The organism is Streptomyces sp. NPDC104761, assembly GCF_055583445.1.
Map to the genome: position 1 here is coordinate 59542 of NZ_JBVJNZ010000022.1, position 16717 is coordinate 76258.

General features: G+C 72.9%; 11 protein-coding genes. 9 read left to right on the top strand and 2 right to left on the bottom strand.

What is annotated here, in order from left to right; all coding sequences use genetic code 11:
• Positions 1-427 precede the first annotated feature (427 nt).
• The 5 genes from ACZ63F_RS39050 (at position 428) to ACZ63F_RS39070 (ending at position 5277) form a co-directional block, all read left to right on the top strand.
• The gene (locus ACZ63F_RS39050; protein ID WP_469718449.1) at positions 428-1894 is read left to right on the top strand and encodes an extracellular catalytic domain type 1 short-chain-length polyhydroxyalkanoate depolymerase; all 1467 of its coding nucleotides are present in this window, start codon (positions 428-430) and stop codon (positions 1892-1894) included.
• 881 nt (positions 1895-2775) lie between these two features.
• Positions 2776-2976, top strand: a complete 201-nt coding sequence (locus ACZ63F_RS39055) for a hypothetical protein (protein WP_469718500.1) — start codon at positions 2776-2778, stop codon at positions 2974-2976.
• A 198-nt stretch (positions 2977-3174) separates the two neighbouring features.
• Positions 3175-3798, top strand: coding sequence for a TetR/AcrR family transcriptional regulator (locus tag ACZ63F_RS39060; RefSeq protein WP_469718450.1), 624 nt, complete (start codon positions 3175-3177; stop codon positions 3796-3798).
• 82 nt (positions 3799-3880) lie between these two features.
• The gene (locus tag ACZ63F_RS39065) at positions 3881-4582 is read left to right on the top strand and encodes a ribonuclease HII (RefSeq protein ID WP_469718452.1); all 702 of its coding nucleotides are present in this window, start codon (positions 3881-3883) and stop codon (positions 4580-4582) included.
• A 68-nt stretch (positions 4583-4650) separates the two neighbouring features.
• Positions 4651-5277: a hypothetical protein gene (locus ACZ63F_RS39070; protein ID WP_469718453.1), complete on the top strand. Its 627-nt coding sequence runs from the start codon at positions 4651-4653 to the stop codon at positions 5275-5277.
• 304 nt (positions 5278-5581) lie between these two features.
• On the opposite strand, the gene ACZ63F_RS39075 is transcribed toward ACZ63F_RS39070, so the two are convergent.
• Entirely contained in the window at positions 5582-6202 is a 621-nt protein-coding gene (locus ACZ63F_RS39075; protein ID WP_469718455.1) for a hypothetical protein, read from the bottom strand.
• Positions 6203-6488: 286 nt separating this feature from the next.
• Positions 6489-8654: a RecQ family ATP-dependent DNA helicase gene (locus ACZ63F_RS39080; protein ID WP_469718457.1), complete on the bottom strand. Its 2166-nt coding sequence runs from the start codon at positions 8652-8654 to the stop codon at positions 6489-6491.
• A gap of 130 nt (positions 8655-8784) precedes the next feature.
• Here ACZ63F_RS39080 and ACZ63F_RS39085 point away from each other — a divergent pair, with 130 nt between their 5' ends.
• The 4 genes from ACZ63F_RS39085 (at position 8785) to ACZ63F_RS39100 (ending at position 16677) form a co-directional block, all read left to right on the top strand.
• Positions 8785-10401, top strand: a complete 1617-nt coding sequence (locus ACZ63F_RS39085; protein ID WP_469718458.1) for a DUF4192 domain-containing protein — start codon at positions 8785-8787, stop codon at positions 10399-10401.
• Positions 10402-10798: 397 nt separating this feature from the next.
• Complete coding sequence (locus tag ACZ63F_RS39090) at positions 10799-12907, top strand: glycogen debranching N-terminal domain-containing protein (RefSeq protein WP_469718459.1); 2109 nt, start codon at positions 10799-10801, stop codon at positions 12905-12907.
• Positions 12908-13096: 189 nt separating this feature from the next.
• The gene (locus ACZ63F_RS39095; protein ID WP_093498678.1) at positions 13097-13855 is read left to right on the top strand and encodes an NUDIX hydrolase; all 759 of its coding nucleotides are present in this window, start codon (positions 13097-13099) and stop codon (positions 13853-13855) included.
• A gap of 80 nt (positions 13856-13935) precedes the next feature.
• Positions 13936-16677: an ABC transporter ATP-binding protein gene (locus ACZ63F_RS39100; RefSeq protein ID WP_469718461.1), complete on the top strand. Its 2742-nt coding sequence runs from the start codon at positions 13936-13938 to the stop codon at positions 16675-16677.
• Positions 16678-16717: the final 40 nt, after the last annotated feature.

The window sequence follows — 16717 nt, forward strand, 5'->3', positions numbered from 1 at the left end:
ACGGTAGGGAGGACCCAGGAGAGGAGACATGTGGGTCGTCGACATATTTTTGCGCCATGAGATAGGCGTCGCCGCCATGTGCCGGCGTCCCGACGGCCGGCGGGTGTTCCGACAGGCCATGCATGCCGGAACACCCGGTGTGCGTCGGTGGGCGTGGCCCCGTCACATGTCACAGCGGCACCACCGACACCATGGGTGCGCGAGCCACGCCGGGCACCGCAGACCTGGTTGTCCCTCACATGTCATGGGCCGGCCGGCCGGTCGTACAGTCCGCTTCCAGCAAGCCGGTACGACAGCGGGCCGGGTGCGGTCAGGTGCCGTACCGGCCGACGCGACGGGCGCGGTCACAGCCGGGCGGGGTGGGACTGCCGGGCGCCGTGCCCGCGCTCCCCCTCCCTCCCTCCCCACCTTCCAACGGAGTCGCACCATGCTTCACTCCACCTGGCGCGGGTTCCTCCGGCGCACCGCACTGGCTGCCGCACTGGGCGCCTTCATCGCGGGCCTGACCGCCCTCACCCCCCTCGCGTCGAGCGCGGCGGCCGCCGGCACCCTCCAGCAGATCACCGGCTTCGGCTCGAACCCCGGCAACCTGGCGATGTACGAGTACGCGCCCTCCGACCTGCCCGCCGACGCACCGCTGGTCGTCGCCCTGCACGGGTGCACGCAGTCGGCGAGCGACTACCACACGCACTCCGGTTGGCAGAAGTTCGCCGACCAGTGGGGCTTCGCCGTGGTCTACCCGCAGACCAGCTCGGCCAACAACAGCCTGTCCTGCTTCAGTTGGTTCGACTCGACCAAGGACACCCGGGGCAAGGGCGAGGCGGCCTCGGTCATGCAGATGGTCGACACCGCCGCGGCGCAGTACGGCTCCGACCGCAGCCGTATCTTCGTCACCGGCCTGTCCGCCGGGGGCGGCATGACCGCGGACCTGCTCGCCGACTACCCGGACGTGTTCGCCGGCGGCTCCGTCGACTCGGGCCTCCCCGCACAGTGCGCCACCACGCAGACCGCCGCCTCCGGCTGCCAGTACAGCAACCAGAACTTCACCCCGCAGCAGTGGGGCGACAAGGCTCGCAACTCCCATCCGGGGTACTCGGGCCCATGGCCGCGCGTCGCTGTCTGGCAGGGCAGCTCCGACACCACCGTCGCGCCGGTCAACGGCACCGAGCTGCGCGATCAGTGGACCGACGTCTGGGGCATCGGTCAGACGGCCTCCAGCACCCAGAGCCTGACCGGCGGCACCACCGAGAGCATCTACAACGACTCCGCCGGACAGCCCGCCGTCGCCCTGTTCTCGGTCTCCGGCATGGCGCACGGCCTGGCCGTGAACCCCGGTTCGGGCGCCGACCAGTGCGGTAGCACGGGCACCTACTACCTCAACTACATCTGCTCCAGCTACTACACCGCGAAGTTCTGGGGTCTGGACGGCAGCGGCAGCCAGGGCGGCACCGGTTCCCTGCCCGCCCCGTCCGGCCTCACGGTGACCGGCACGACGGACACCGGCGCCTCGTTGTCGTGGAACTCCGTCAGCGGCGCCTCCTCGTACAACGTCTACCGCAACGGAACGAAGGTCGGCTCCGCGACGGGCACCACGTACACCGACACCGGCCTGTCCGTCGGCACCTCCTACAGCTACACCGTCGCCGCGGTCGACTCCTCCGGCGCCGTCGGCACATCGTCCGCATCGGTCACGGCGACAACGACAGGCTCCGCACCCAAGTGCTACACCGACAACAACTACAACCAGGTACAGGCCGGACGCGCCCACCAGAGCGGCGGCTACACCTACGCCAACGGCTCCGGCCAGAACATGGGCCTGTACAACGTCGCCGTCATCCACACGCTGAAGGAGACTTCCGCGGGATACTTCGTCATCGCCGACTCCGGCTGCTGAACCGGCAGGAGCCACCTCGCCTGCGCCGCTCGGACCCAGCTCGGCGCGGGCGAGCCCGACGGCGGATCCGGCCCTCTGATCGAGTAGCACGGTGCCGAGGCCGCTCCGGAGACTCTGCGCCACGACCCGCTCCAGCACGTCAACGGCGCTCTCCCATGATGCACCCGGGTTTCGGACACCGCGGCCAGGTTGGCGGTGCGTCAGCAGACTCCTCAAGAGCCCGGACACGTCAATGGGGCCGGCCCAGGGGCGGGCCGATGCCACGCTGGGTGCCCGAAGCGGACGGACCGACCGTATCGGGGAGCTCGATGCGCAGATCGCGGTGCAGGAGAAGGCGCTCGCCACGGTGATGTCCGTGACGGTCGCCCAGGCCACGCAGCAAGGTCTGGATCAAGGTGCCGCGACCCAGCTCGTGACCCTATGGCAGCGCGACGAGAGGCCGCCCAGCGCCGTCAGGCGCCTTCGTGACCTTGCCGATCGAACTCTCAGAGTCACCTTCCAGAGCCCTGTCCCCGTACGCAAGGGGCGCTCGGGCTGCGCTGTCGGGGTGTGGTTCAAGGGGTGTGGTCTGCTCATTCCGGTCGGGGTTCCCGATACGGCGTGGGTGCTCATCCAGCCGCTTGTCACCAGGTCCGGCCGGGATCGGGAAAGTCCATCGACCTGCCGGCCCGTGAGCCGTCGAGGCGATCCTGTGGAAAGCGCGGAGGGCGAAGACGTGGAACGAGGCTGCTGCACGGATGGCTCATGGCGTGGGCAAGTCGCTCACCGCCGCTGGACCCGTTGGGACGCGGACGGCACATGGGAGCGCGTGGTGGGGGCGCCGGCGGAGGTTCAGAGGGATTCAGACGGTTCCGGTGCCCGTGCCGTCGAAAGAGGCGCCGTTGCCTGAGATGCTGGTCGAGGGTGTGGTCGCCCCCCGTTTGTTCCAGACCGGCGATGGCGATGATGAGGACGGTGAAATGCGCGATGGAACCGTCGCGTCGAGTACCACCATGAGCTGGCAGGCCGCAATCACGGTGAGCGCGATGCCGGGGCGCCCCTGCCGGCGGGCCGCACCCGGTTTCTGGTCCGGTATCAGTTGAGAGGTTGTCACTATGGATCCCCCGCGAAGGTGTTAGTGAACGCCAGCGTTCACTGTCGCGTCAACGGTAGTGAGTCCCCAGTAGAGAACGCAAGCGTTCAGTTAACTGCGCGTCGCGTGCCGCGTCCCCCCTTGTCGTCGCGCGCCGCGTCCCCCGCTCCGGATTCCCGCTTCCCCTCGCTCGCTGGAGAAACATCAGATGGTTACCTCGCGCTGGACTGCCGCTGCCCCCCAGGCGGCCTCACCTCGTCGGCGCGGCGCGGTCCTCGAACGCGCGATCCTGGACGCCGCCCTGGAGCAGCTCAGCACGGTCGGCTGGAACGGCCTCACCATGGAGGGCGTCGCCGCCGGTGCTCAGACCGGGAAGGCGGCGGTCTACCGTCGCTGGCCCTCCAAGGAGGAACTGGTCGCCGACGCGCTGCAGGCCGGCCTGCCACGTCTGGAGGAGGCCCCCGACCTCGGCAGTGTCCGAGAGGACCTGTTGGCCCTGTGCCGTCAGGCCCGGGACGCGATGTTCTCGCGTCCCGGCTTCGCGCTGCGGTCCGTGATTCACGAATGCGATCCGCTGCAGGTCGAGCGGTTCCATGGTGTGATTTTCGACGGGGTGGTGGGGCCGACGATTCAGCTGATCGGCGACATCGTCACCCGCGGGATCGAGCGGGGCGAGGTGCGCGCCGACGCGGCCAACGGCTATGTTCTGGACGCCATTCCGGCGATGATGATGTACCGAAACAAGATTTCCGGAAGCGAATGGAACGACCAGGAGGTCGAGGAGATGATCGACCGGTTCATGCTTCCGCTGCTGCTGTCGCACGGGGAGTGAGCGGCGCCTTGGGCGGTCCCCGGCACGGTCCGGGAGGCCGGGGTGTCGCTCGGGGATCAGTGCGGCGTACGCTAAGGGCGCCATGCCGTACGAACCGCCTACTCACACCGTCGAGCGCTCCCTTCGCGCCACGACCGGAGCCAAGGTCATTGCCGGTGTCGACGAGGTGGGGCGCGGCGCCTGGGCCGGACCCGTCACCGTCTGTGCCGCGGTCACCGGCCTTCGTCGACCGCCCGACGGCCTCACCGACTCCAAGCTGCTGACCGTCAGGCGGCGTACGGAACTTGCGGAGGCGCTGCGGGGGTGGGTCACGGCCTACGCCCTGGGGCACGCCTCGCCGGAGGAGATCGACGACCTCGGCATGACAGCCGCACTGCGACTCGCGGCGGTCCGCGCCCTGGAGACCTTGCCCGTCCGTCCCGACGCGGTCATCCTCGACGGGAAGCACGACTACCTCGGTACTCCGTGGCGGGTGCGCACGGTCATCAAGGGTGACCGATCGTGTGTGGCCGTGGCCGCCGCCTCGGTGATCGCCAAAGTTCAGCGCGACAAAATGATGGCCGAACTGGGTATCGACCATGCAGACTTCGGATTTGCGGACAATGCCGGGTACCCGTCGCCCGTGCACAAGGCCGCACTGGAGGTGCGGGGCCCCACCCCGTACCACCGGTTGTCGTGGGCGTATCTTGATGCGCTGCCCCAGTGGCGGCACCTCAAGAAGGTCCGCAGCTGGGCGGAGGGAAGCGTTCCGGAGATCGAGGGTCAGCTCGGCTTCGATTTCTGACGTTCCGGTCGCACAGTTGTGCCACCCGGTTCACGTGACCTGCACCAACGTTTGATAAATATCAGCTCATGCCTCTCATTCCCGAGGAGCCTCAGATTCACGAGAGTGCCCAGGGTCCCCGCGCCACTCCGGCCAGTGGCCGTACCGCGCCGACCCCTCGTCCCGTACCCGGCCCCCGCCCCGCGGCCCCGTCGCGTCCCGGTCGTCCCGGCCCTGTGCGGCCCACGCCGCCGGTGCAGCGCACGTCGCGTGACGTGGCCAAGCCAGGCCAGTCCGGCCCGGCCGTCCCCGCCGCGGCAGCGGCGGCCCCGCAGATCCAGCTGATCCCGGCCACGGTCGAGAGCGCTCTCGACGCGGCCGAGGAAGCAGTGGACCTGCTCCTCGAATCGGGTCGCGCCCCCGGCGACGTGCTGGTGATCACCACCGGCGCGCAGCATCCGTGGGCCGACCACGAGCTGACCTTCGGCGAAGCCTCCTACTGGGCCCAGCACGACGCGGGCGACGACGTCTTCTACGCGGACGCCGCCGTCGCCTCCCGTGCCGCGACCCGCTCCGTGGTCGTCGTCGCCGTCAACGGCGGCCCCGACACCGCCGCCGCCACCGCGCTGCCACTGGCCCTCTCCCGGGCCGGCGCCCTGCTGATCGTCTGCGGCGACCCGCAGCGCATCAACTCGGTGCTGGGGGCAGGCGTCTGAGCTGCCTCCGGCGCCTCTGGGGCTCCGGAGGTACCGAGGGGGCCACGGCGTTGATGCGCACAGTGGTGCCTTCGGCGTGCCCGGGACGAGGGGCGCCGATCCCGCTGCCCGCCGCGGCGGTGGCCGCCGGGCGGCCGGAGGATCCGGCGCGCGGGCACCGGGCAGGATCCCCCGGATGACCGGACGGCGGAACGTCCCTCTCGCGCGCGGCGCGGCGTGACCGCGGGGTACTCCGCAGGGCGACGTCAGGACGCCGTGCCCGGCGAGACGTGACGGGTCGGCGCTCCCGCGCGGGGGCCGCGGTTCAGCGGGCCGCCGCTCGACGCAGCACCTCGGAGACGGCACCGCCGGTACGCGGCGACAGGGGCGGGGCCTCGGACAGGGCGAAGGGTTCGGGAGGCGAGTCGGCGTTGGGACGCCGGCCGCCACGACCCTCGCCGAGCACCTGCCAGCCGTCGTGCGTCAGCGTGATGTACGCCCCGCAGCGCAGCCCGTGGAGAGTGCAGGCGTCCCGCAGTCCCCACATCCAGGCACCGTCCTCCTCCGTCCAACGCGCGTCCCCCTCGCGGCAGTAGAGCAGTACGGCGGTCCGCACCGGGGTACGGCGGCGCAGGTCGTGCGGGATGACCCGGCGCAACTGGGCCAGCAGTGCGTTGCGGAACATCCAGCCGTCGGCCGGGGCAGGGCGCCGGCCGAAGGAGGCGCTGGCACACAGCCGCTCCTCCGGGTCGAGAACGGCGACGACCGCGGTGCCCGGTCGGGGGCGATGCCGGGTGTGCAGGCCGCTGACGACCTCACGGGGGTTGCGCAGCAGCGGTATTCCGGCGTCGGCCCACTCCGCGGGCTCAAGCAGGCGACTGGCGGACGCGGCGGACGCGGACGGCGACAACGATGCCGCCGAGGACGGAGCGAATCCGAAGGTCACGTTCCTCCCTTCGGCTACGCGCCCACACTGCGGGCGAGATCGGATTCGGGGCCGCGCGCACCGCAGCAAAGCCCAACCGGATCACGGACGAGCCGTGCGGGGAGCGGACCTCAATTCTTGCTGTCGAACTTGGATGCGGCAACGAGCAAATGGGGCCACCGACTGTTATCTGGCGGTGCGTCGCTTATATCCCTACCCGTTGAGATGCCGGGCGACCCCTGGGACGTTCGAGCACGGCACGTTCGTACGCCGCTCCCGGCGCCGGATCCGAGCAGCAGCGGGCCGGTCAGCCCTGCACGGCGAGGACCAGCGGCAACACCCCCCGCACCCCGGCCTTACGGAGCAGGCGCGCCGCCACCGCAAGGGTCCAGCCGGTCTCGGTGAAGTCGTCCACCAGCAGGACCGGTCCCTGGACCTCGGCGAGCGCGGCGGCCAGGCCGGGCGGCACGGTCAGGGCACCGTCGAGGACCTTCAGCCGCTGGGCGCTGTTGCTGCGCGAGACCCGGAGCGCATCGCCCGCGTACTCGACGGATCCCAGCAGGGGCATCCGGCCGACCTCCGCGATCCGCGCGCCCAGGGAATGGACCAGCCGGGGCCTGGAACGCGAGGCGACGGTGACGACACCCGCCGGGCGCTGCTGCGGGTCGGCCGCGCCCGGAGCCCAGCCGCCGGGTCCCTTCGCCCAGTCGGCCAGCACCTCCACCACGGCGCGGGCGACATCGTCCGGCACCGGCGCGTCCGCGGCCTGGGGAGCGAGCAGCGGTCGTAGCCGATTGCCCCACCCGATGTCCGACAACCGTCCCAAGGCCCGTCCCGCCGACGCCTGTTCACCGGCCGGAATGCGCCCCTTGAGATCGATTCCGATCGCCGGCAGCCCGGTCGGCCACATCCGGCGGGGCTCCACCTCGACGCCCGCGCGGCCCAGGTCGACCCGCGCGGCGTCGAGCGCGGCCGAGGTGGTGTCGGCCGTGAAGCGGGGCCGCGCGCAGTTGTCGCAGCGGCCGCACGGTTTCGCGCCCTCGTCGTCCAGTTGGCGCTGCAGAAACTCCATCCGGCACTCCGGCGTGGCCGCGTACTCGCGCATCGCCTGCTGCTCGGCCTCACGCTGCCTGGCCACCCAGGCGTACCGGTCGGCGTCGTACGTCCACGGCTGCCCTGTCGCGACCCAGCCGCCCTTGACCCGCCGGACCGCGCCGTCCACGTCGAGGACCTTCAGCATGGACTCCAGCCGGGATCGGCGCAGTTCCACCAGTGGCTCCAGCGCGGGCAGCGACACGGGAGCGCCGGCCCGGGAGAGAACGTCCAGGGTGCGGCGCACCAGCTCCTCGGACGGGAAGGCGAGCGAGGCGAAGTAGTCCCAGATGGCCTCGTCCTCCCTGCCCGGCAGCAGCAGCACCTCGGCGTGCTCGACACCGCGGCCCGCACGGCCCACCTGCTGGTAGTAGGCGATGGGGGAGGAGGGCGAGCCGAGGTGCACCACGAACCCGAGGTCGGGCTTGTCGAAGCCCATACCGAGCGCGGATGTGGCGATCAGAGCCTTGACCCGGTTGCCGAGCAGGTCGTCCTCGGCCTGCTGCCGGTCGGCGTTCTCCGTCTTCCCCGTGTACGACGCCACGGGATGCCCGCGCTGCCGGAGGAAGGCGGTGACCTCCTCGGCGGCGGCCACGGTGAGCGTGTAGACGATGCCCGAACCCGGCAGGTCGTCCAGGTGGTCCGCGAGCCAGGCCATCCGGTGCGCGGCGTCCGGCAGCCGCAGCACGTTCAGGCTGAGGCTCTCCCGGTCCAACGGGCCGCGCAGGACGAGCGCGTCCGAGGTGCCGCCGGTGCCGAGCTGCTCGGCCACGTCGGCGGTCACCCGCGCGTTGGCCGTGGCGGTGGTCGCCAGCACCGGCACGCCCGGCGGCAGGTCGGCCAGCATGGTGCGCAGCCGCCGGTAGTCGGGCCGGAAGTCGTGGCCCCAGTCGGAGATGCAGTGGGCCTCGTCCACCACGAGCAGACCGGTCGCCGCGGCGAGTCTGGGCAGGACCTGGTCTCGGAAGTCCGGATTGTTGAGACGCTCCGGGGACACGAGGAGGACATCGACCTCGCCGGCCGCGATCTCCGCCTGGATCGACTCCCATTCCTCCGTGTTGGAGGAGTTGATGGTGCGGGCGTGGATGCCGGCCCGGGCCGCGGCCTCCACCTGGTTGCGCATGAGCGCGAGCAGCGGGGAGACGATCACTGTCGGTCCCGCGCCGGACGCTCTGAGCAGCGAGGTCGCCACGAAGTACACCGCGGACTTGCCCCAGCCCGTGCGCTGGACGACCAGGGCCCGGCGCCGGTCCGCGACCAGCGCCTCGATCGCCCGCCACTGGTCCTCGCGCAGCCGGGCGGCGCCCGTGCCGTCCCCGACGAGACGGGCGAGGACGGCGTCCGCCCGGGTCCGCAGTTCCGCGTTGCTCGTGTGCTCCATGCGTCCATACAACAGGACGGGACCGACAGCCGGGCGGGCCTGTGGATACCGGAGACGGCTTTGTCGTGCCCCTGATTCGACTTATCCACAGGCCAAACCGGAATCACAGGATCCGCGAGATCGTCTGCACATGACGAATCACAGCGAAACCACCGGACCTTCCGAAAACGGCGACATCACCCGAGGCGCGGTCCCGCTCGGGCCCTCCGCCCACGACACCCAGGTCACCCTGCGCACCCCGGCCGAACTGGCCGACGCGCTGCCCTATCTGCTCGGGTACCGTCCCGAGGACAGCATGGTGCTGGTGGCGCTCCACGACCGCGCCGGCCGCGGCCGCTTCGGCGGACGCGCCCGGCTCGGCATCCCCGCCCACCAGGACGACTGGGAGGCGGCCGCACGCCAGCTCGCGCAGGGGCTGGTGACCGGCGGCGAGCGCCGGGGAGCCCGGCCCGAGCAGATGGTCGCCTACGTCTGCCAGGAACCGGCGGCCGGCGAATCGGGCCGGGACGTGATGCTCCGGCTGGCGCCGCTGACCCAGCTGCTGCGTGTCGAGTGCGGCCGGCTCGACGTGCCCGTGATCGAGGCACTGTGCGTCTCGGACGGCCGCTTCTGGTCGTACTGCTGCCCGACCGAGGAATGCTGTCCGCCCGAGGGCGCCCCCATGGGCCTGCCCGGCACCTCGGTGCTGGCGGCCGCCGCCACCTACGCCGGGATCCAGGTCCGCGGCAGCCTGCGCGAACTGCGGGCCAGGCTGCTGCCCTGGGAGACCGGCGCCGTGCTGGAGCAGGAGATCGCCCTGGACGGCGCCGGCATGGCGTTGGTGCCCCGCATCCTCGACGACGCCTTCCGCGCGGACGTGGCCGAGGAGACCCTCACCCTTGCCGCGCGGGTCATCGACCGGTACGCCGCGGCCACCCCGGTGTCCGGCACCCACCAGGCGGATGCCCGCGACGACGCCCTGCTCTCCCACGAAGAGGCGGCCACGCTGGTTCTCGGACTGCAGGACCGCCAGACCCGCGACCGCGCGGCCGCCTGGATGGAGGGCGACGAGGCGGGACCGGCCCTGCGGCTGTGGCGAGCCCTGGCCCGCCGCTGCGTCGGCCCCTACGGCGAACACGCCGCCGCTCCTCTCACGCTGGCGGGCTGGGTCGCCTGGTCGACCGGTGACGACCTGGAGGCACGGGAAGCCTTCGCGATGGCCCTGGGCGCGGACCCCGGCTACCTCTTCGCCAAGCTGCTCCACCAGGCCTGCAACGAGGGCATCGACCCGGAGTCGATCCGCCGCTGCCTGCGCACGGAACGCACGGAACCTGCGGAGTACGTGGAACCCACGGAACCCACGGAGCTTACGGAACCCGCGAAGCGCACGGAACGGACGGAACTCACGGACCGCGTCGGCCGCGCGCCGGCGGTCGGCACCGCAGCGGTCGGCACCGCACCGGTTGCGGACGCAGCGGTCGGCGACTCCGGTCCGCCGCACCACGACGCCGCCGACTCGTCGGCCGTCGCTTCCGGCACCCGCCGCGGCCGCCCGCCACGCCCCGGAGAGACCGCCGGCGACCGACGGCAGCGGCCGTCCGGAGCCCGGCCGCGACAGGTGCGCTCGGCGCGCACCCGCCCCGGCGCCGCCGGGCCGGGCCGCACGCGCACGCGTGCCGCGGAGAAGGCGGAGCGGAGTGAGGCAGGTGACCGAGCCGGGCAGGAGGGCGGCCGACCCGCGACCGGCCGCACCGAGGGAGACGAATGAGACGAATGAACAGCGAGGGGACGAGTGAACGGGGGACGGTCATGGGCGGCAGCCAGCCAGCCGGACCTGGACCGGTGAGGTCGGCCGCTGGTCTCGGATCCTCCCGGTTGGGGCGCGCGCGGCACCTCGGCCGCCCGCTCGCCGGCAGGCGCCGCGTCGGCCCACCGGACCCGGGATGTGCGCGGCCACAGGCGCTGGTCGGCGGAGTGAACGACGCGGCACCGCACGGACATCCGATCGGCTTCGGCAGCCGGAGGCGCGTGACCAGGAGGAGTCCGTCTCCGTTCACCTGAGTGGCGGAACGCCTGGACGGGCCGTGCCGCCGTCCGTCCCTCCGGAGCCCTCCGTCCGGCGCCCCGCACATCACGGGCGCACAGGGCACAGAAGAAGCCTCCCCATGCATCAGCCGACTCCGCCCTCCACTGCCACCGACAACCGCCGCCTGCGGGACGGTCCGCCCTGGCCGCCGGCGGACGGCGGCCTCGGCCCCGTGCAGCCGCGCGGCCGGGCACCCCGGCCCACCCCGACCCGCCCGGTTCCCCAGGGCCCGGTGCGCGCCGGCGGCCTGCCGCCCACACACACCGCCCTGATCTGTGTCGCGCTGCCCGGCCTCGCCATCTCCACTGAAGACGGTCAGCTGACCGGCCGGGGGCTGGAAGGGTTCTACCGGGCGGGCCGGCGGCTGCTCGCGCGCTGCCAGGTCCGCGTGGCAGGCCGTGAACCGCTCGCGGTGCAGGCCCGGGTGACGGGAGCGGACTCCGCCCGCTTCGTCGGCACGCTCCGGGTCTCGCCGGCGGCCGGCCCGGATCCGGACGTCGTCGTGGAACGGACCCGGCAGGCCGACGGCACGGAGCGCATCATCTTGCGCAACTGCGCACCGCACCCCCTCCGCCTGCCTCTGGAGGCGGCCCTCGGCACGGACCTTGCGGACCTGAGCGCCATCGCCTCCGGCGCTCCGGGACCCGAACTCCCGGCCACAGTCCACGACTCCGGCCTCCGCTGGACCACCGCCACCGGCAACGCCTTGGTCACGGCGGACCCGCCACCGTCCGATGCGCTGGCCTCGGCGGGACTGCTGCGCTGGGAGTTCGAGCTGCCGCCGGGTGGGACGGTGAGCGTGGAGCTGCGAGTGCGCCCGGACGGCGCGAGCCACCTGCGCGCCGTGGGACGTGCCGCGAGCAGCCCGTTGGCGCAGGCCGGAGCGACGGGCGACGACCCGAGGGGCACCGCCTTGCTGAGGGCGAGCATCGACGACCTCCAGGCGCTGCTGCTCCGCGATCCCGCACACCCCTCCGACAGCTATCTCGCCGCCGGGGCGCCCTGGCGCTGTGGTCTGGCACCGGCCGAGGCACTCGCCGCCGCCCGGATGACCCTGCCCCTCGGCACCCGCCTCGCCGCAGGCACACTGCGCACCCTGGCACGCACCCAGCTCCGCGGTCCGGGACCGCGGACCGGCATGATCCCCGGGCCGCACCGCGACGCCGGAGCACATCTGCCGCCGGGCTGCACGGGGACGGAGGCCACCCTTCTCTTCCCCGTCCTGCTGGCGGAGGCCCGCCGGTGGGGGCTCCCGGAACAGGAGACGCGGGAACTGCTGCCCGCCGCCGAGCGTTGCCTGGCCTGGCTGCGTACCACGGTCAGCGACCAGACCTACCTCCGCGACCCGCAGCCCGGCGGCCTCACGCGTAGCGAGACCCAGGCCCACGCCCACCGGGCCGCCCTGCTAGGTGCCGACCTCCTCGATGCCTGCGGGCGGCCCGGAAGCGCCGGGCTGCGGCAGTGGGCAGCGGAACTGAGGAAGGCGTTCCGCGCTGACTTCTGGATCGATGACCGGGGCGGCGGCCGTCCTGCCGCGGCCCTGACCCCGGACGGCCGCCCCCTGGCCCACCTGGGCTCCGCCACCGTGCACCTGCTCGACACCGGCCTGCTCGGTGCCGGCGAACTGGCCGTCGGTCTGCTCGACAAGGTGCAGACCGAGCAGCTCGCCCGGCTGCTCGGCGGACCGGCCATGGACTCGGGATGGGGGCTGCGTGGCCTGAGCGCGAAGGAGGCCGGGCACAGTCCGTTCGGACATCGCTCCGGCGCCGTCCGGGTCCAGGAGACGGCGCTCGCCGTCGCCGGGCTCGCCGCCGCGGGCTACGAGAAGGAGGCGGGCGGGCTGCTGCGCGGCCTGCTCGCGGCGGCCGAGCACTTCGGTCACCGGTTGCCGGAGATGTTCGCCGGAGAACAGCGCTGCGAGGGAAGTGCTCCCCTTCCGCATCCCGCGGCCTGCCGTCCGGCGGCCACGGCCGCCGCGGCCGGGGTCCTGCTCCTCACCACCCTCGCCGGTATCCGTCCCGACGCCCCGGCAGGTACCGTCACCCTCCGCCCGGTCCACAGCGCCCCCCTGGGCGAGCTCGGCCTGACCGGGCTGCGAGTGGCCGGTGCTCCCTTCTCGGTGCGGGTCAGCCGGCTCGGTCTGGCCATGGTCGAGGAGGCCGCGGACGGCCTGCAGCTGGGGGTGTGAGCTCCTGGCGGGAGAAGGCGCGACCATGTCCGGCGTCACGGCGGTGGCGAAAGGACGACCGGGTCGCGAACGTGTGCCGGAAGGAACGGCGGCGCATACATGAGGCGCATACGGGAGCGAAGTGGATCAGCCGTCGGAGTGGGTACCGAAGGGAGTGTTTATCGTCAGGCAGACGACTATGATCACCGCATGCCCTACGACCCGTCAGCCTTTCCGCCGTTCGCCGTCACCGTGGACCTGGTCGTGCTGACCGTGCGCCGACATGCCCTCTGCGCGTTGGCTGTGCGCAGAGGCGAGTCGCCGTTCCAGGGCCGCTGGGCGCTGCCGGGCGGCTTCGTGAGGGCCGACGAGGACCTTTCGCAGGCGGCGGCGCGGGAGCTCGCGGAGGAGACAGGGCTGCGGGCCCACGACCCCGACGCCCCCGCGCAGGAGGGCGGAGCCCACCTGGAGCAGCTGGCGACCTACGGCGACCCCAAGCGCGACCCGCGGATGCGTGTGGTCAGCGTCGCCCACCTCGCCCTCGCCCCCGACCTCCCCGCACCGCGCGCGGGTGGCGACGCCAGCAACGCTCGCTGGGCGCCGGTGGAGGAGCTGCTCGCGCAGGGTGGCTACGGCCGGGACGGCGAGCCCGTCGCGCCGCTCGCCTTCGACCACGCCCAGATCCTGTCCGACGGGGTGGAACGGGCCCGGTCCAAGATCGAGTACTCGTCGCTGGCCACCGCGTTCTGCCCGCCCGAGTTCACGGTCGGCGAGCTGCGCCGGGTCTACGAGGCGGTGTGGGGGGTGGCACTCGACCCGCGGAACTTCCACCGCAAGGTGACCGGAACCCCCGGCTTCCTCGTCCCCACCGGCGGTACGACCACCCGCCAGGGCGGTCGTCCGGCCCAGCTTTTCCGGGCCGGCGGGGCCACTCTGCTCAACCCGCCGATGCTCCGGCCCGAGGTGTGACCGTCCGACAGCGCGAACTTGGGCGAGGTTAAAACCTTCTATACCCGGAAAAACGGTCATTCCGCGCTATCTTCCCTAAGGTGATCCAGGCCTTCGGACTGACCAGCACCCCCCGCAAGGCGCACCCGCCCGCTGTCGACGACGTGACCTTCGAAGCGAGCGCGGGCCGCGTCACCGCGCTCCTGGGCGGGGCAGGAGCGGGCAAGACCACGACGCTCAGACTGATGCTCGAACTTCAACAGGGCCGCGGCCTCACCTACTTCAGGGGGCGCCCCCTGCACCGCATCGCGCACCCCGCGCGCGAGGTCGGCGTGGTCCTCGGCGACGTGCCCGGTCATCCGTCCCGCTCGGTCCGCGGTCATCTGCGCATGCTCTGCGCGGCGGCCGGGGTGCCCGCCCGGCGCGCCGACGAAGTACTCGAAGCGGTCGGGCTCGTCAGCCTGCGCGAGGAGCGCCTCGGCACGCTGTCGCACGGCGTGGACCGCCGACTCGGCCTGGCCTGCGCCCTCCTTGCCGACCCGCACACCCTCGTCCTGGACGAACCCGCGGACGGCCTCCCCACCCGTGAAGCCCTCTGGCTGCACCGCATGCTCCGGGCGCACGCGGGGCAGGGCGGCACGGTTCTGTTCACCACCGCCGACCCCAAGGAGGCCGCCCGCGCTGCCGACCGCGTCGTCACCCTGGAGGCCGGCAGGCTCGTCGCGGACCAGGAGGCCGGCGAGTTCGCCCGCACCCGGCTCCGCCCGCGCGTGGCCGTCCGCAGCCCCCACGCCGCCCGGCTCGCCGCCGCCCTCAGCAAGGAGGCCCGCACCGCCCACCGCTCGGTGGAGGTCGTGGAGGAAGGCGGCAACCGCCTCTCCGTGTACGGCAGTTCGACAGCCGAGGTCGGCGAGACCGCCTTCCGTCACGGCATCCTGGTCCACCAACTCGCCGACGAGACAGGCGACATGGGGCCGGGCGCCGGGGCTGAGCCCCAGGTGGAGGACGGGCCCGGGCCGGGAGCGGCACCGCGGACGGAGCGGCCGGAGCCGGGCCCCGTCGCACCGGCCGCGGCCGAGGAGGGCCGGCCCACGAGCGACCGGCGAGATGCCGAGAGTGCCGGGGAACAGGCCGCGGTGCACGGTGACCGGCCGGCGTGTCCGCAGCCGGCCGAGGAGGTGCCGGCCGCCGGTCGGCAGGACGCACCACACGCGGACCTGCGCAGGGACGCGGACACGCCCGCGGTCGCACCGCAGCCGCGGACGGAGCTGGGCGGCCCGCAGCCCGCGGTCGCCCCGGGCCTCGCGCAACAGCCGCGCACCACCGACCAGGAGCAGGGCCGGAGCCGGCCGACGGCCGCAACGGAACCCTGTGACGCGGCTGAACCCCAGTGCCGCACCACCGTCGCGGACCGCACCGGCCACCCGGCCGTCACGTCTCTGCCGACGACTGCGGACACGGAGCGTGCCACCCTCGTGCGAACCGCGGGCGAGTTGCCCGCTCCCGCGGCTGCCGAGCCGTCGACCGCTGCCTCGGCCGCCCCCTCGACAGGCACACCGTCGGCCTCCGTCGGATCCATCGGCTCCATCGGCTCCGCCGGCTCCGCGGAGACCTCCGGGCACGCCGGGACGACCCGGACAGTGCCCGCCGTGCCCGCCCAGCCACCGGCCGCCCAGTCGCCGAGCCGTCCGGTGTCCGTCCAGACCTCGACCCCCCGGCCGTCGGCCCAGGTCGCGGCCGCCGCCACCCGGCCGACGCCCTGCGCGCTGTCTGCCGATGCACCTGCGGATCGGCTCTCGACGGACGTCATGTCCGCCGAGGCCGTCAGCGATGAACTGTCGATCCGCGCCGCAACCGCGGACGCTCCTGCAACCCGGCCCTGCACCCCCGCGGGAGCCCCCGAAACCCCCACCGTCCAACGGCCCGCCGAGCACCCGCAGCCGGAACCCCGCAAGGCTCCGGCAACCGGCGAGGAGTCCGCCCCGCCGCCCGTCGCCCCCGCGCGCCGCGACGGCGTCGATGGCGAGCCGGACCTTCTCTCCCCGCTTCCGCCCCCCATCTCCGTCCGCCCCACCCCCGGCCCGCTCCGCCCCCTGCGCTACGAACTCCGCCGGGCCGCCGGCATCGGCACCGGTTTCCTCACCTGCGGTGCCGTGCTGCTGGTGTCCGCCCTCATCGCCGTACTGCTGGCCCGGGTGGGACACACCCCGCAGGCCCGGCTGTTCGCCGCCTGGCCGCGGGAGCTGCCGCTGCCCCCGGCGGCGCTCGGCGCGGGACTGCTCGGGGCCCTGGCCTTCGGAGACGAGTTCCGTCACCCCGCGCTGGCTTCGGACCGTGGCACGGTGCCGCGCCGGCTGGGGCTGCTCACCGCGAAACTGCTGGTCTCCGGAGCGACCGCGGTACTGCTCTCGTTCCTCACCCTGGGCTGTGACGCCGAAGTGCTCTACCTCCTCTACGGACGGGAGCTCGCACAGGTTCCCGCCGACTGGATCTCCCTGACCGCGAGTTGGTTCGCACTGGTCGTCGGCTGCGCCTGGGCCGGCGTACTGGCGGCCGGTGTCTTCCGGTCCACCACGGCCGGTCTCGCCGCGGTGCTCGCCGTACCCGTGCTCGTCGTCCCCGTCGTACACAGGGCTGTGCAGGGGACGGGAGTACGGATGGCCGCCGGACTCCCGATGCGGATGCGGGAGACGTTCCTGCTGAAGTGGCCCTTCGGGGGAGAGCGGTATCTGGTCGGCGCGGTCCGGGTGCTGGCCCAACCTGTGGGCGCCGCACTGGGGTTGTCGCTGGCAGCGCTGGTCTGCGCGTATCTGTTCAGCACCCTGCGGACCAGGGCCCGATGACCGGGGACCGGGCGCTTGCGATCCCGTCGTGCGCACAACT

Excerpts from the sequence above, each read along its gene's own strand:
- ACZ63F_RS39050 (WP_469718449.1), top strand. The coding sequence starts at position 428 with ATGCTTCACTCCACCTGGCGCGGGTTCCTCCGGCGCACCGCACTGGCT.
- ACZ63F_RS39060 (WP_469718450.1), top strand. The coding sequence starts at position 3,175 with ATGGTTACCTCGCGCTGGACTGCCGCTGCCCCCCAGGCGGCCTCACCT.
- ACZ63F_RS39065 (WP_469718452.1), top strand. The coding sequence starts at position 3,881 with ATGCCGTACGAACCGCCTACTCACACCGTCGAGCGCTCCCTTCGCGCC.
- ACZ63F_RS39070 (WP_469718453.1), top strand. The coding sequence starts at position 4,651 with ATGCCTCTCATTCCCGAGGAGCCTCAGATTCACGAGAGTGCCCAGGGT.
- ACZ63F_RS39080 (WP_469718457.1), bottom strand. The coding sequence starts at position 8,654 with ATGGAGCACACGAGCAACGCGGAACTGCGGACCCGGGCGGACGCCGTC.
- ACZ63F_RS39085 (WP_469718458.1), top strand. The coding sequence starts at position 8,785 with ATGACGAATCACAGCGAAACCACCGGACCTTCCGAAAACGGCGACATC.
- ACZ63F_RS39090 (WP_469718459.1), top strand. The coding sequence starts at position 10,799 with ATGCATCAGCCGACTCCGCCCTCCACTGCCACCGACAACCGCCGCCTG.
- ACZ63F_RS39095 (WP_093498678.1), top strand. The coding sequence starts at position 13,097 with ATGCCCTACGACCCGTCAGCCTTTCCGCCGTTCGCCGTCACCGTGGAC.